The organism is Embleya scabrispora DSM 41855 (assembly GCF_000372745.1).
Taxonomy (GTDB): Bacteria; Actinomycetota; Actinomycetes; order Streptomycetales; family Streptomycetaceae; genus Embleya; species Embleya scabrispora.
The window spans coordinates 24,521-39,270 of record NZ_KB889688.1 but is presented as its reverse complement, the minus strand read 5'-3'; the positions used below and the strand labels follow the sequence as shown (position 1 = coordinate 39,270).

Here is a 14,750-nt window from a genome sequence, read left to right as displayed (position 1 = left end):
GGGGAGTTGACGATCCGTCATGTCGAATTCCGGGTCTGGGCGAGCCATCGGGCTCGCCGTCATAGGGGCCGGCTACTGGGGCCCCAATCTGGTGCGCAACGCGCAGGCCACACCGGCTCTGCGGCTGGAATGGCTGTGTGATCTCGACGAGGCGCGGGCCCGTGCGGTGCTGGGGGATTACAGCACCGTCCGGGTGAGCACGTCCTATCAGGAGGTGCTCGCCGACCCCGCGGTGCACGCCGTGGCGATCGCGACGCCGGCCGCGACGCACTTCGAGCTGGTCGCGGCGGCGCTGGAGGCGGGCAAGCACGTCCTGGTCGAGAAGCCGATCACGGCCGAGCACGCGGACGCGGTCAAGCTGGTCGAACTGGCCGAGCGCAACGGGCTGACGCTGATGTGCGATCACACGTTCTGCTACATGCCGGTGGTCCGGTACATCCGCGAGCTGATCCACGGCGGCGAGCTGGGCGACATCCGCTTCTTCGACTCGGTACGGATCAACCTGGGCCTGGTCCAGCCGGACGTGGACGTGTTGTGGGACCTCGCGCCGCACGATCTGTCCATCCTGGACTTCATCCTGCCGCCCGGGGTGCGCCCGGTGTCGGTGGCGGCCCACGGCGCGGACCCGCTCGGCACCGGCCGGGCCTGCCTGGCCTACCTGGTGTTGCGGCTGAGCAACGAGGCCATCGCACACGTGCATGTGAACTGGCTCTCGCCGACCAAGGTGCGCACCACCATCATCGGCGGCTCCCGGCGCACCCTGGTGTGGGACGACACCAATCCCGCGGCCCGACTCCAGGTGCACGACAAGGGCATCGACCTCGCCGAGGACGCCGCGCTCAGCCGGGAGGCGCGGCGGGAGAAGCTGATCTCCTACCGGGTGGGCGACGTGGTCTCGCCCGCGCTGCCCGAGCGGGAGGCGCTGCGCGCGGTGATGGCCGAGTTCGCCGACGCGATCGGCACGTCCCGGCCGGCGCTGACCGACGGTCGCGCGGGTCTGCGGGTACTGGAACTGTTGGAGGCCGCCTCGCGCAGCCTGGACCTGGGCGGCGCCACCGTCGCGGTGGGAGAACTCTGATGGGTGTCGAGATCGCCGGTTCGCGCTGTGTGGTCACCGGCGGCGCGGGGACCATCGGGTCCACGATCGTCGACCGGCTGCTCGCCGCCGGGGCCGCGCGGGTGGTCGTCCTGGACAACCTGACCCGCGGGCACCGGGGCAACCTGGCCGCGGCGCTGACCGACGAGCGGGTCGAGCTGGTCGACGGCGACATCCGCGACCGGCCGCTGCTGGCCCGGCTGATGCCGGGCGCCGATGTGCTCTTCCACCTCGCCGCGATCCGGATCACGCAGTGCGTGGAGGAACCCCGGCTCGCGCTGGAGGTGCTCGTGGACGGCACCTACGACGTCATGGAGGCGGCGGTCGCCGCCGACGTGCGCAAGGTGGTCACCTCCTCCTCGGCGTCGGTCTACGGGCTCGCCGAACAGTTCCCGACCACCGAGCTGCACCACCCGTACGACAACGACACGCTCTACGGCGCGGCCAAGCTGTTCAACGAGGGCCTGCTGCGCAGCTTCCGGGCGATGTACGGCCTGGACTACGTGGCGCTGCGCTACTTCAACGTCTACGGCCCGCGGATGGACGTGCACGGCCTGTACACCGAGGTGCTGATCCGCTGGATGGAGCGGATCGGCAAGGGGGAACCCCCGTTGATCTTCGGCGACGGCCTGCAGACCATGGACTTCGTGTACACCGAGGACATCGCACGTGCCAACCTCCTTGCCGCGCAAGCCGATGCCGCCGGAGAAGTGTTCAACATCGCGTCCGGGAGCGAGACTTCGCTGCGCGGACTGGCCGAGCGGCTGCTGGCGGTGATGGGCGCGGACGGGCTGGGCATCGAGTACGGCCCGGCGCGCGCGAGCGGTGGGGTGACCCGGCGACTGGCCGATACCACCAAGGCCGCGAGGGAGTTGGGCTTCACCGCGGAGGTGGACATCGACGAGGGGCTGCGCCGACTGGTGGCGTGGTGGCGGGACGCGGTCTGAGCCGATCGGGGCACCGAGGGGGTTCGGTGGGTACCGGGTGCGGGGCGGACGCGGGCGGGACGGGTATGGGCGGGCGACCGGACTGGGGGAAGGCACGATGAGCATGGAACGAATTCCGGTGATGCGGCCCTGGATGGGCGAGGAGGAGGCCGTTGCCGCGGCGGACGCGGTGCGCTCCGGGTGGGTGGCCCAGGGACCTCGGGTGGCCGCCTTCGAGCGGGCGTTCGCGGAGTATGTCGAGGTGCCCGCGGCGATCGCCGTGTCCTCGTGCACCACGGCGCTGCATCTGGCACTGATCAACGCCGGTGTGGGGCCGGGTGACGAGGTCGTGGTGCCGTCGCTGTCCTTCGTGGCCACCGCCAACGCGGTGCGCTACGTGGGCGCGCGCCCGGTGTTCGCCGATGTCGAGCTCGCCACCGGGAACCTGAGTCCGCAGACGATCGAGCCGGTGCTCACCGCCGCGACGCGCGCGGTGATCCTGGTCGACCAGGGCGGCATTCCGGCCGACCTGGACGGTGTGCGGGCGCTGGTGGACGCCCGCGGCATCGTGGTGGTGGAGGACGCGGCGTGCGCGGCGGGCTCGACGTACCGGGGTCGTCCGGTGGGCGCCGGGGCGATGTCCGCGACGTTCTCCTTCCACCCGCGCAAACTGCTGACCACCGGCGAGGGCGGCATGCTCACGCTCGCGCGCGAGAGCGCGGCACCGCGGCTGCGCCGGTTGCGCGAGCACGGGATGAGCGTGAGCGCGGCCGATCGGGACGCGGCGGATCGCGCGGGCGGTGCGCCGGTGGTGGAGAGCTACGACGAACTCGGCTTCAACTACCGGATGACCGACATCCAGGCGGCGGTCGGCCTGGTGCAGTTGGGCCGGCTGCCCGCGATGGTCGCCAGGCGTCGAGAACTGGCGGCTCGATACCGTGAGTTGCTCGCCGGGGTGGCCGGGTTGGAGACGGCGGCCGATCCGGCCCACGGGCTGACCAACTATCAGGCGTTCTGGGTGCTGCTGCCCGAGGACTTCCCGATGTCGCGCGACGACCTGCTCGGGGAACTGGCCCGGGCGGGCATCTCGGCGCGGCGCGGGATCATGGCCGCGCATCTGGAACCGGCCTATGCCGACGTCGAACACGTGCCGCTGCCCGCCACCGAGCGGCTGACCCGGGACTCGCTGATCCTGCCGCTGTTCCACGATTTGACCGAGGCACAGCAGGACCGGGTGGTCGCCGCGGTGCGGGCCGCGGCCGGCGTCCGGGCGGCGGTCTAGTGTCCTTTCGCGATCTGCTGTTGGTCGGCGCCGGCGGGTTCGCCCGGGAGGTTGCCGCGGCCATACCGGATTTTCGTGCGCCGCGCGGGAGTTCGGGATGGCGGCTGCTCGGTTTCCTGGACGAGGATCCGGCCCGATGGCACACCGAGGTGGACGGCTTCCCGGTGCTCGGCGGTGCGGACGCGGTGCACAAGTGGCCGGACGCGCTGGTGGTGGTGTGCGTCGGGAGTCCGACGAACTGGTGGAGTCGCTCGCGGGTGGTGGCCCGGTTGGGCCTGCCGGACACCCGCTGGGCCACGCTCGTGCACGTGAGCGCGGTGGTTCCGCGTACGTGCGAGGTCGGTCCGGGCGCGGTGCTGATGGCGCAGACGGTGTTGACCACCTCGGTCCGGGTGGGAGCGCACGCGCACACCATGCCGCAGGTGGTGCTGACCCACGACGACGACGTGGGCGACTTCGCCACGCTGGCCGCGGGAGTGCGGCTGGCGGGCGCGGTGACGGTGGGCCGGGAGGCGTACCTGGGAGCCGGTGCGCTGGTGCGCGAGCGACGCACCATCGGTGCCCGGTCGCTGGTGGGGATGGGCTCGGTCGTGACGCGGGATGTGCCGCCGGCCGAGGTGTGGGCGGGGGTGCCGGCCCGCCGGCTGCGGTCGGCGCCGACCCCCGCCACTGTCGGGATACCACGAGGGGGAGATGCGGATGAGTGCTGACCTGGACCGGATTCCGTTGGTGGACCTGGCCGCCGCGCATGCCGAGGTGGCCGGCGAGGTCGAGGCCGGCATCGCCCGGGTGCTGGCCACGTGCGCGTTCGTCGGCGGCCCCGACGTCGCGGGCTTCGAGGCCGAGTACGCCCAATTCACCGGCGTCGCGCACTGCGTCGGGGTGGCCAACGGTACGGACGCCGTGGAACTGGCGCTGCGGGTGCTGGGGGTGGGCGCGGGCGCGGGTGTGGTGATGCCCGCGAACACGTTCGTGGCGACCGCCGAGGCGGCCGTCCGAGCGGGCGCGCGGCCGGTGTTCGCGGACGTGGACGACGAGTTCCTCCTGCTGGACCCGCAGCGGGCCGCCGAGGCGCTGAACGGCCCGGTCGAGGCCCGCGCCGTGGTGCCGGTACACCTGAACGGGCAGCTGGCCCCGATGGGCGCGCTGCGGGCGCTGGCGCAGGCGCGCGGGGTGTCCCTGGTCGAGGACGCCGCGCAGTGCCAGGGCGCGACCCAGGACGGCATCGGCCCCGGCGCGTGGGGGCCGGAGGCCATCGCGGCGACCAGCTTCTACCCGGGCAAGAACCTGGGCGCGTACGGCGACGGCGGCGCGGTGGTGACCGGCGACGAGGACTACGCCTCGGCGGTGCGCGAGATGCGCGACCACGGGTCGTCGCGCAAGTACGTGCACACGCGCCTGGGCTTCAACTCACGCCTGGACACCATCCAGGCCGTGGTGCTGCGCGCCAAGCTGCGCCGACTCGCCGACTGGAACGTCCGGCGGCGGGCGGCGGCGGCCCGCTACGACGCGCTGCTCGCCGGCGTTCAGGAGGTGCGGGTGCCGGGCACCGCGCCGGGCAACGAGCACGTGTGGCACCTGTACGCGGTCCGGGTGCCCGAGCGGGACAAGGTGCTCGCGTTGCTGAACGAGGCCGGCGTCGGTGCCGGCGTGCACTATCCCGTGCCGGTGCACCTGCAACCGGCCTTCGCCGAACTGGGCTACGCGCGAGGCGACTTCCCGGTGGCCGAGCGGGCCGCCGAACAGATCCTGACGTTGCCGCTGTACCCGCAGCTGACCGCGTCGCAGCAGGAGCGCGTCGTGGAGGTGCTCGCGGGAGCGCTGAGCCGGCTGTGAGCCCCGGGCCCGACGACGGACCGGCGTGCCTGCCGGCGCCCGGCACGATCCGCCATCTCGGCCACGCGGGCTTCGTGGTCGCCCACGCGGGCGTCTCGCTGCTGATCGACCCGTGGTTCCATCCCGCCTTCCTCGGCGCGTGGTTCCCGTTCCCGGACAATCGCGAGTTGTTGCCCGAGGTGCTGGCCGGCCGATACGACCTGCTCTATCTCTCACACCTGCACGAGGACCACTTCGACGAACGCGTACTGGAGCAACTCGACCGGGACATCACCGTGGTGTTGCCCCGGTATCGGTCCAGGTCGCTGGTCAAGCGGATGAGCGCGCTGGGCTTTCACGAGCAGGTGGTGCTCGGCCATCGCGAGTCGTTCACGCCCGCGCCGGGGCTGACCCTGACCATGCTGCTGGACACCAGCCACAAGGAGGACAGCGGCCTGCTCGTCGACCTGGACGGCTACCGCTTCCTGGACCTCAACGACTGCAACACCCCGCTCGGCGAACTCCCGGGTGACATCGACCTGTTGTCCGCGCAGTTCTCCGGTGCGATGTGGTACCCGAACGCATATGCGTATCCGGAGGAGACCCAGCGCAAGAAGACCGCCGAGGTGCGCTCGGACCTGTTCGACACGCTGGTGCGCAAGGTCCGACTGACCGGTGCGCGCGCCTACCTGCCGTCGGCGGGTCCGCCGGTGTTCCTGGATCCGGAACTCGCCCGGTACAACGATCGGGACGAGACGATCTTCCCGCTGTGGGACGCGTTCGCCGACGACTTCGCCGCGGCCTGTCCGCGGGTGCGGGTGATCGAGGCCGCACCGGGCGACGACCTCGGCGCACCCTCGGGCCCGGTGGCGCACTGGCGCACCGACGCGTACCTGAGCGCCTATCGGGACCGCCGTGAGGCCGAGTGGCGGGCCTATGCGGAACGGGAGTTCGAGCCGGTCGCCCCGGCCGAACTGGACGCCTACCTGGCCCGGTTGCAGAGCTGGAACAAGCGCTTTCTGGGCGACTGGCGCAAGGACGTACGGCTGACCTCGGACGGCGGTTCCTGGTCGGTGCGGCTGGGCCGGATCGCGGGTGACATCGTGTTCGAGGAGGAACCGGTCGACCCCGCCTACACGATCGAGGTCCCGCAGCGGGTGTTGCGCGCGATCGTGGACGGTGCGGTGGGGTGGGAGGAGGCGTTGCTGTCCATGCGCCTGGGCCTGGCCCGCGATCCGGACGTGTTCGACCTGACCCTGATGAGTCTGCTGCGCTACGGCGAACACCCGGCGCAGACCATGCAGATGGTCCGCGAACGCGAATCGGCCGCGCACGGCGAGTCGATTCGGCGGTGCGGGGTGCGGATGCAGCGATTTTGTCCGCACGCCGGCGAGGACCTGTCGCACGCGGACATCGCGGCCGGTGTGCTGGAGTGTCCGCGCCACCACTGGAAGTGGCGCCTGGACACGGGCGAGTGCGTAGCGGGCGGCACCGTGCCGCTGCGGGTCGAGCCGGCCGGCCCCGATGTCCCGGATCGGTGACAGTCGCCGCCGATCGCTCAAGACACGCGTGCGAACTCGCGGCGTTGACATCGCGTCCCGCGCCACGTCGGCAGCCGCCCTGCTCGTCTGATGGGCCGTCACTCCTGCGAGGGAGCCTGCGTCACTCGTTCGCCCTATTTGTTAGATAAGATAATTGATCGCGATATTGCATCCTTTGTATGTCGGTTGCGACGCGTTAGGCATTCAAAAGGAAAACGTTTTTCTCCGAAACGTCCGGGTTCCGTCACGAGCGTGTCATGGCGTGCCGAGTGTCGGCCACGCGGCGGCTGCAGGTGCTGCGGTGTGGCCGTCCGAGTCATTCGTGTTCCCGACCGGGACGGGAGTGGCGCCTGCGATGGCTGGAGGTTGTCCATGAGCACCTGGGGATGGATCTGCCAGGAGAACGGTTGTCCGTCGAAGACCGACGGCGCCCGCCAGCGGTACCGGTCGAAGGACGCGGCGCAGGTGGCGGCCAAGGCGCACACCAAGGCCACCGGGCACAAGACGAAGATCATCGAGTACAGGTAGTCGACGGGTCACGGCCGCCCGAAGACGAGTGGGTCCGAGCAGGTCCGAGCAACGTTCGACCAGGCACGAGCGGGCGCGGGGCGAAGCCGCGCCCGGTGATCGACATCCACGACCACCGGGCGCCCGACGGGCCGGAACGGCCCTACAGCACCTCGATGTTGGGGCCCGCGCCGAGTACCCGTCGGCAGTCGAGCACATAGTCGGCGGCACGCAGCAGATCCAGATCGACGTCGTCGTGATCCACGAGCAGCACCACCGCGTCCGCGGCGGCCACCGTCGCCGCGGTCAACTCCACCCGCCGCAACCGGGCGTCCACGACCTGCGCGAGGTCCACGTGCGGGTCGACGGCGGTGACCTCCGCGCCCAGGTTCAGCAACAACCGGGCCACGTGCGTGGACGGCGACTCCCGAGCGTCGCCGGTGTTCTTCTTGTAGGCGAGTCCCACCAGCAACACCCGGGAGCCGTTGACCGATCGACGCCGGGTGTTGAACGCGGCGGTGAGTCGGCGAATCACGTAGTCCGGCATGTGGTTGTTGACGTCGTTGGCCAACTCCACGAAACGAAAGCTCTGGCCGAGCGCCCGCTGCACCCGCCAGGACAGGTACGACGGGTCGATCGGCAGGCAGTGCCCGCCGACCCCCGGCCCCGGGGTGAAGCGCAGGAAGCCGAACGGCTTGGTCGAGCACGCGTCGATCGCCTCCCACACGTCGATGCCCAGGTCGTGGGCGAACATCGCGACCTCGTTGACGAGCGCGATGTTCACGTGCCGGAAGGTGTTCTCGATCAACTTGACCAACTCGGCCTCCTTCGGCGAGGAGACCGGCACGACGCGGTCGATCAACGAACCGTAGAAGTCCTCCACGACCGCCAGCGAGGCGGCGTCCACCCCGGAGACCACTTTCGGCGTGTTGACCAGGTTCCAGGTGGGGTTGCCCGGGTCGATCCGCTCCGGGCTGTAGCCCAGGTGGAAGTCGCGACCCACGGTCAGGCCCGAGCCCTCCGCCAGGATCGGACCGACCAACTCCTCGGTGGTGCCCGGATAGGTGGTCGATTCGAGCACCACGCACGCGCCGGGCCGCAGATATCGGGCCAGCGTGCTCGCGCACTCCTCGATGTAGCTCAGGTCCGGGACGCCCTCGCGCAGCGGCGTGGGCACGGTGATCACCGCGATGTCGAAGCCGCCCAGATCGCGCGGCTCGGCGGTGGCGCGGTAACTGCCCGCGTCCAGGATCGCCCGCACGTGCGCGGACGGGATGTCCTCGACGTAGGACTCACCCGCCGCCAACCGCTTGACCCGCCCCTCGTCGACGTCGTAGCCGACCACCTCGTGACCCACCTGGGCGGCCCGAACCGCCAGCGGCAGCCCCACATAACCCTGACCGGCGATGACAACACGCATCCGAGACTCCCCCTCCTCGCGCAACCGCCCACCCCCGAGCGGCTGGTGATGCAACGTCAGGGGCGGCCGGGCACGTGATCGGCACGTGGCTTGGCCACCACCCACGACGACACGAGCCCGGCCACCCGCTCGCCGCGCACCACCGCCCCGGGAAAGCGCGAGACCAACTCGCCACGCCGGGCCGGAAACACCCGGGGCGTCGATCCGCCGATCCGCGACCGCAGGTGACCGGGCATCAGGTGCAGCGCGGGCAACGAGGTCTGCGGATCGAGCGGGTGCTCCCGGGCGGCGGTACGCAGCCAGTAGCGCTCCGCCGAGGCGTGCACGACATCGGCCAACCGGGCCCGGGCGGTCGGCGCGGCCAACCGATCGAGCAGCCCGTCGCACACCACCAGGTCGCAACTCCCGGACCACTCCAGCGGATCGGCCGGCTCATGGACCAGCCACGAGGCCGACTCGGCGGATTTGCCCGCGCTCTCGACCACGCGCACGTGCGCGGGCCGCACCGGGGCGTGCCACCAGAACTCGGCCGAACCGCCCAGGTCCACCACCCGCAGCCGCTCGATGTCCGGGAAAGCCTCGCGAAACCACAACCATCGTCGCGCCCGCGCCCCGGCTTCCACCTGCGTGCGCGCGGCCCCCGCGCGCACCGACCAGGCCCGGACCAGACGTTGCGGCTGTGACATCCTGCGGGATCCCCCCTGACGAGCCCGCGACCGAGCGCCCCGGGCCGCCCATCAGGTTATGGCCACAACCCCACCCCCACGCGGGAAACCGGCGAACCCGAGGCGTCCCGGACACGAACGTGCGAACGGCCCCGGGGAAGGATCCCGGGGCCGTCCGCGGTCATCGCGAGCCGGTCAGGCGCTGGGCCAGACGATGCTCTGGATCTCGCTGTAGGCGGCCAGCCCGTACGAGCCGCCGTCGCGGCCGACACCGGACTGCTTGAAGCCGCCGAACGGCGCCTCCATGTTGCGACCCACGGTGTTCACCCCGACACCGCCCGAGCGCAGCCGGCGCGCGATGCCGTAGGCGCGCGTGGTGTCGCCCGCGAACACGTAGGAGATCAACCCGTAGTCCGAGTCGTTGGCGAGCCGGATCGCCTCCTCCTCGTCCCCGTCGAACGGGATCACGGTGACCACCGGGCCGAAGAATTCCTCGCGCGCGATGGTCATCTCGTTGGTCGCGTCCGCGAACAGCGTGGGTGCGACGTAGAAGCCCTTCTCGAAGTCGGGACGCTCGCCGCCGACCACCAGCCGGGCGCCCTCCTCGCGGCCCTTGGCGATCAGCGCCTCCACCCGGCCCCGCTGCACGGCCGAGATGACCGGGGTGACCTGGGTCGCCGGGTCCAGCGGGCTGCCGACCCTGAGCCCGCGCGCGTGCTCCGCGAGCCGTTCCACCAACCGGTCGTAGATGCCGCGCTGGGCGATCACCCGGGTCGGCGCGGTGCAGATCTGGCCGGCGTAGAAACTCCACACCGTGCCGATGCCGTGCACGGCCGCGTCCAGGTCCGCGTCGTCGAGCACGATGCACGCGCCCTTGCCGCCGAGCTCCATCAGCTGGCGCTTGAACGTGCGGCCCGCGACCTCGGCGATCCGCGAACCGATCAGCGTCGAGCCGGTGAAGCTGATCATGTCCACGTGCGGCGAGGCCACCGTCGCCTCGGAGACGTCCACTCCCGAGCCGGTGATGATGTTCAGCACGCCGGCGGGCAGCCCGGCCTCCGCCAGCGCCTCGGCCATCCGGTACACCGCCAGCGGGTCCTGCGGCGCGGGCTTGACCACGACGGTGTTGCCCATCGCCAGGGCCGGCGCGACCTTGCCCGCGGTGTTCGCCAGCGGGTTGTTGTACGACGTGATGCAGGTGACCACACCGACCGGCTGGCGCACCTCCAGCGCGCCGAAGATGCCCGCCCTGCTCAGCGCCGTCTCCGGGGTCGCCTGCGGGTTGAGCGCGAACTCGGTCGGCTCCAGCGCGCCCTTGGCGTAGCGCTTGAAGCGCGAGTACGTGGTGCCCAACTGCATCATGCCCGCGACCGCGAGGGTCGCACCGGTCTCGGCGGAGGCGAGCGGAACCACCTCGCCGCCCATCTTCAGGAACAGATCCGCGGCCCGGTCCAGGATGCCGGCGCGCTCCTCGGGCGTGGTCCGCGACCAGGTGCCGAACGCCTCGGCCGCCGCCGCCGCGGCCGCGTTCGCCTGCTCCACCGACGCCTCGGGCGCCAGGCCCACGACCTCCTCGGTCGCCGGGTTGATCACTTCGTAGTGACCGCGCTCCGGCTCGACCCATTCGCCGCCGATGTAGAGCTTCTGCTGCGCGCTGCTCATCGTGTCCGTCGTCTCCCCTGGTCCAGCCGCTGCCCCGGACTCCCGACGGCCCGTCGAAAATCCGACGGCCCGTCAGATTCCTGTTCGCAGGCCATTGGACCCCCTAACAGTCGCATTGCCAAGAGGGAGAGGTGGGCGGTACTGGTCACAGTCACACGATGTCATCGCGGGCCACACCGACCCCTTCGGGCGTAGGGTTGTCGGGGAACCCCGGTCCTTTTCCAAGGTCGGGGCCGTTCGCGTTGCGGAGGATCCAACCGGCCCATGAGTCTGACCGGTCTGCTAGACATCGTCGTCCAGGACCCCGCCGTCGCCGAGGCGGTGCGGGCCGCGTCCGAGGGCCGCGGTACCGCCCTCGACCTCGTCGGACCACCGGCACTGCGCCCGTTCGTGGTGGCCGCCATCGCGGCCCGCGCGGATCGGCCGGTGCTCGCGGTCACCGCCACCACCCGCGAGTGCGAGGACCTGGTGGCCGCGCTCGGGTCGCTGCTGCCCGAGGACTCCGTCGTGGAATACCCCTCGTGGGAGACGCTGCCGCACGAGCGGCTCTCCCCGCGCTCGGACACCGTCGGGCGCCGACTCGCGGTGCTGCGCAGACTCGCGCACCCGACCACGGGCGGCCTCGCCGACTCCGGCACCGGCACCCTCAAGGTCGTCGTCGCCCCGATTCGCAGCGTGCTCCAGCCCCAGGTCAAGGGGCTCGGCGACCTGGAGCCGGTGGCCCTGACCGCCGGTCGGGAGATCGCCCTCGACACCGTCGTCGAGCAGCTCGCGGCCGCCGCCTACTCCCGGGTCGACCTGGTGGAGAAGCGCGGCGAGTTCGCGGTGCGCGGCGGCATCCTGGACGTCTTCCCGCCGACCGAGGAGCACCCGCTCCGGGTCGAGTTCTGGGGCGACCAGGTCGAGGAGATCCGCTGGTTCAAGGTCGCCGACCAGCGCTCCCTGGAAACCGCCGAGCACGGCCTGTGGGCACCGCCCTGTCGTGAACTGCTGCTCACCGACCAGGTGCGCGAGCGGGCCCGCGAGCTGCTCGTGGAGCACCCCGGGCTGGTCGAGATGCTCGGCCGGATCGCCGAGGGCATCGCGGTCGAGGGCATGGAGTCGCTCGCACCAGCCCTGGTGGACGACATGGAACTGCTCCTGGACGTGCTGCCGGCCGGGAGCCACGTGCTGGTCTGCGACCCGGAGCGGGTGCGCACCCGCTCGGCGGACCTGGTGGCCACCAGCCGCGAGTTCCTGGACGCCTCCTGGGCCGCCGCGGCGGGCGGTGGGGAGAGCCCGATCGACCTGGGCGCCGCGTCGCTGTGGAGCCTGGCGGACGTGCGCGAGCACGCCGCCGAGATCGGCGTGCCGTGGTGGTCGCTCAGCCCGTTCAGCGCCGATGCCGACGACGCGGGCACCGAGATCGGTGCGGTCGAGGTCGAGGCGTATCGCGGCGACGCGCAGCGGGTGCTGGCCGAGATCAAGGGCCGGCTCGCCGAGGACTGGCGCGTGGTGCTGGTCACCGAGGGCCACGGTCCGGCCGCGCGCTTCGTCGAGACGTTGTCCGGCGAGGGCGTGGCCGCCCGCTTGGACGCCGACCTGGACCGGGTGCCGGACACCGGCATCGTGCACGTGACCACGGGCTGTATCGGCCACGGCTTCGGTTCCGAGTCGCTGCGCACCCTCGTGCTCACCGAGGAGGACGTCTCCGGCCAGCGCACCTCCACCAAGGACATGCGCCGGCTGCCCAGCCGGCGACGCAACATGGTCGACCCGCTCCAGCTCAAGCCCGGCGACTTCGTCGTGCACGAGTCGCACGGTGTCGGTCGCTACGTCGAGATGCTCCAGCGCACCGTGCAGGGCGCGCAGCGCGAGTACCTGGTCCTGGAGTACGCGCCGGCCAAGCGCGGCCAACCCGGCGACCGCCTGTTCGTGCCCACGGACCAGCTGGAACAGGTGACCAAGTACGTCGGCGGCGAGAGCCCGTCCCTGCACCGGCTCGGCGGCGCCGACTGGGCCAAGACCAAGGCCAAGGCGAAGAAGGCGATCAAGGAGATCGCCGGCGACCTGATCAAGCTCTACTCGGCCCGGATGGCCGCGCCCGGACACGCGTTCGGCTCGGACACCCCGTGGCAGCGCGAGCTGGAGGACGCCTTCCCCTACGTCGAGACGCCCGACCAGCTCTCCTCGATCGAGGAGGTCAAGGGCGACATGGAGAAGCCGATCCCGATGGACCGGCTGATCTGCGGCGACGTCGGCTACGGCAAGACCGAGATCGCCGTGCGCGCGGCGTTCAAGGCGGTCCAGGACGGCAAGCAGGTGGCCGTCCTGGTGCCCACCACGCTGCTGGTCCAGCAACACTTCTCCACGTTCTCCGAGCGCTACGCGCAGTTCCCGGTCGTGGTGAGGTCGCTGTCCCGGTTCCAGACCGAGACCGAGGCCAAGGCGGTCCTGGAGGGCCTGCGCGAAGGCTCGATCGACATCGTGATCGGCACCCACCGGCTGTTCTCGTCCGATACGAAGTTCAAGGACCTGGGCCTGGTCATCGTCGACGAGGAGCAGCGCTTCGGCGTCGAGCACAAGGAGCAGTTGAAGAAGCTGCGCGCGAACGTGGACGTGCTGACCATGTCCGCGACGCCGATCCCGCGCACCCTGGAGATGGCGGTCACCGGCATCCGTGAGATGTCCACGATCACCACGCCGCCCGAGGAGCGGCACCCGGTGCTGACCTTCGTCGGGCCGTACGAGGAGAAGCAGATGGGCGCCGCGATCCGGCGCGAGCTGCTGCGCGAGGGCCAGGTCTTCTACATCCACAACCGGGTCGAGTCGATCGACCGCGCGGCCGCGCGGATCCGCGAACTGGTGCCCGAGGCCCGGGTGGCGATCGCGCACGGCCAGATGCACGAGAACGCGCTCGAACAGGTGGTCGTGGACTTCTGGGAGAAGGAGTTCGACGTACTGGTCTGCACCACGATCGTCGAATCCGGCATCGACATCTCCAACGCGAACACGCTGATCGTCGAGCGGGCGGACAACTTCGGCCTGTCCCAACTGCACCAGTTGCGCGGCCGGGTCGGCCGAGGCCGCGAACGCGCGTACGCGTACTTCCTGTACCCGCCGGAGAAGCCGCTGACCGAGACCGCGCACGAGCGGCTCGCCACCATCGCCCAGCACACCGAGATGGGCGCGGGCATGTTCGTGGCGATGAAGGACCTGGAGATCCGCGGCGCGGGCAACCTGCTGGGCGGCGAGCAGTCCGGGCACATCGCGGGTGTCGGCTTCGACCTGTACGTGCGCATGGTGGGCGAGGCGGTCAACCAGTACAAGGAACTCGCGGCCGGCGGCGAGGGCGCCGAGGAGCTCTCGGAGATCCGCGTCGAGCTGCCCATCGACGCGCACGTCCCGCACGACTACGTGCCCGGCGAACGGCTGCGGCTGGAGGCGTATCGGCGGATCGCGGCGATCACCTGCGAATCGGACATCGACGCGGTACGGGCCGAACTGGTGGACCGCTACGGGCCGTTGCCGCAGCCGGTGGAGAACCTCCTGGAGGTGGCCCGATTCCGTGCGCACGTGCGCGGCGCGGGTCTGGCCGACGTCACCCTCCAGGGCAACTTCGTCCGGTTCGGACCGGTCGACCTGCGCGAGTCGCAGCAGTTGCGGCTCCAGCGGCTCTACCCGAAGACCCTGGTCAAGACGGCCACCCGGCAGATCCTGGTGCCCAAGCCGATGACCGCCCGGATCGGCGGCCAACCACTGCGCGACGTCGCGCTGCTGGCCTGGGCGCGCGACCTGGTGGACGCGATCCTGCTGGAGCCGATCGGCGCGGCGAGGAAGTAGCGGCGGTTTCCGGG

General features: G+C 71.1%; 11 protein-coding genes. 8 read left to right on the top strand and 3 right to left on the bottom strand.

Going from position 1 to position 14,750, the window contains the following annotated elements; genetic code table 11:
* Positions 1 to 19 precede the first annotated feature (19 nt).
* The 7 genes from A3IC_RS0134225 to A3IC_RS69075 all read left to right on the top strand — a co-directional run bounded on the left by A3IC_RS0134225 (position 20) and on the right by A3IC_RS69075 (position 7,188).
* Positions 20 to 1,078: a Gfo/Idh/MocA family protein gene (locus A3IC_RS0134225; RefSeq protein WP_040877623.1), complete on the top strand. Its 1,059-nt coding sequence runs from the start codon at positions 20 to 22 to the stop codon at positions 1,076 to 1,078.
* Positions 1,078 to 2,043, top strand: a complete 966-nt coding sequence (locus A3IC_RS0134220) for an NAD-dependent epimerase/dehydratase family protein (protein WP_020554589.1) — start codon at positions 1,078 to 1,080, stop codon at positions 2,041 to 2,043. The genes A3IC_RS0134225 and A3IC_RS0134220 overlap by 1 nt, the downstream gene beginning before the upstream one ends.
* A 97-nt stretch (positions 2,044 to 2,140) precedes the next feature.
* Positions 2,141 to 3,304, top strand: a complete 1,164-nt coding sequence (locus A3IC_RS0134215) for a DegT/DnrJ/EryC1/StrS family aminotransferase (RefSeq protein ID WP_040877622.1) — start codon at positions 2,141 to 2,143, stop codon at positions 3,302 to 3,304.
* A complete protein-coding gene (locus tag A3IC_RS0134210; RefSeq protein ID WP_020554587.1) occupies positions 3,304 to 4,014 on the top strand; it encodes an acetyltransferase in 711 nt (236 codons plus the stop codon). Before A3IC_RS0134215 ends, A3IC_RS0134210 begins: the two co-directional genes overlap by 1 nt.
* Complete coding sequence (locus tag A3IC_RS0134205; RefSeq protein WP_245599751.1) at positions 4,004 to 5,140, top strand: DegT/DnrJ/EryC1/StrS family aminotransferase; 1,137 nt, start codon at positions 4,004 to 4,006, stop codon at positions 5,138 to 5,140. The genes A3IC_RS0134210 and A3IC_RS0134205 overlap by 11 nt, the downstream gene beginning before the upstream one ends.
* Entirely contained in the window at positions 5,137 to 6,660 is a 1,524-nt protein-coding gene (locus tag A3IC_RS0134200) for an MBL fold metallo-hydrolase (protein WP_020554585.1), read from the top strand. Before A3IC_RS0134205 ends, A3IC_RS0134200 begins: the two co-directional genes overlap by 4 nt.
* A gap of 372 nt (positions 6,661 to 7,032) precedes the next feature.
* Positions 7,033 to 7,188 carry a hypothetical protein gene (locus A3IC_RS69075; RefSeq protein WP_020554584.1) on the top strand — a complete coding sequence of 52 codons (156 nt, stop codon included), beginning with the start codon at positions 7,033 to 7,035 and terminating at the stop codon, positions 7,186 to 7,188.
* Between the two features lie 142 nt (positions 7,189 to 7,330).
* Here the strand turns inward: A3IC_RS69075 and A3IC_RS0134190 are convergent, their stop codons facing one another.
* The 3 genes from A3IC_RS0134190 to A3IC_RS0134180 all read right to left on the bottom strand — a co-directional run bounded on the left by A3IC_RS0134190 (position 7,331) and on the right by A3IC_RS0134180 (position 10,914).
* Complete coding sequence (locus tag A3IC_RS0134190; protein WP_026219071.1) at positions 7,331 to 8,587, bottom strand: nucleotide sugar dehydrogenase; 1,257 nt, start codon at positions 8,585 to 8,587, stop codon at positions 7,331 to 7,333.
* A 56-nt stretch (positions 8,588 to 8,643) separates the two neighbouring features.
* On the bottom strand, positions 8,644 to 9,273 hold the full coding sequence (locus A3IC_RS58125; RefSeq protein ID WP_020554582.1) for a hypothetical protein: 630 nt from the start codon (positions 9,271 to 9,273) through the stop codon (positions 8,644 to 8,646).
* Between the two features lie 174 nt (positions 9,274 to 9,447).
* Positions 9,448 to 10,914, bottom strand: coding sequence for an aldehyde dehydrogenase family protein (locus A3IC_RS0134180; RefSeq protein WP_020554581.1), 1,467 nt, complete (start codon positions 10,912 to 10,914; stop codon positions 9,448 to 9,450).
* A 264-nt stretch (positions 10,915 to 11,178) separates the two neighbouring features.
* On the opposite strand from A3IC_RS0134180, the gene mfd reads away from it, so the two are divergent.
* Positions 11,179 to 14,736, top strand: a complete 3,558-nt coding sequence (gene mfd, locus A3IC_RS0134175; RefSeq protein WP_020554580.1) for a transcription-repair coupling factor — start codon at positions 11,179 to 11,181, stop codon at positions 14,734 to 14,736.
* The last annotated feature ends 14 nt before the right edge of the window (positions 14,737 to 14,750 follow it).

Bases quoted from the DNA above. Each gene is read 5' to 3' on its own strand.
- A3IC_RS0134215 (WP_040877622.1), top strand. From the start codon at position 2,141: ATGAGCATGGAACGAATTCCGGTGATGCGGCCCTGGATGGGCGAGGAG.
- A3IC_RS0134220 (WP_020554589.1), top strand. From the start codon at position 1,078: ATGGGTGTCGAGATCGCCGGTTCGCGCTGTGTGGTCACCGGCGGCGCG.
- mfd (WP_020554580.1), top strand. From the start codon at position 11,179: ATGAGTCTGACCGGTCTGCTAGACATCGTCGTCCAGGACCCCGCCGTC.
- A3IC_RS0134205 (WP_245599751.1), top strand. From the start codon at position 4,004: ATGAGTGCTGACCTGGACCGGATTCCGTTGGTGGACCTGGCCGCCGCG.
- A3IC_RS69075 (WP_020554584.1), top strand. From the start codon at position 7,033: ATGAGCACCTGGGGATGGATCTGCCAGGAGAACGGTTGTCCGTCGAAG.
- A3IC_RS0134190 (WP_026219071.1), bottom strand. From the start codon at position 8,587: ATGCGTGTTGTCATCGCCGGTCAGGGTTATGTGGGGCTGCCGCTGGCG.
- A3IC_RS58125 (WP_020554582.1), bottom strand. From the start codon at position 9,273: ATGTCACAGCCGCAACGTCTGGTCCGGGCCTGGTCGGTGCGCGCGGGG.
- A3IC_RS0134180 (WP_020554581.1), bottom strand. From the start codon at position 10,914: ATGAGCAGCGCGCAGCAGAAGCTCTACATCGGCGGCGAATGGGTCGAG.
- A3IC_RS0134225 (WP_040877623.1), top strand. From the start codon at position 20: ATGTCGAATTCCGGGTCTGGGCGAGCCATCGGGCTCGCCGTCATAGGG.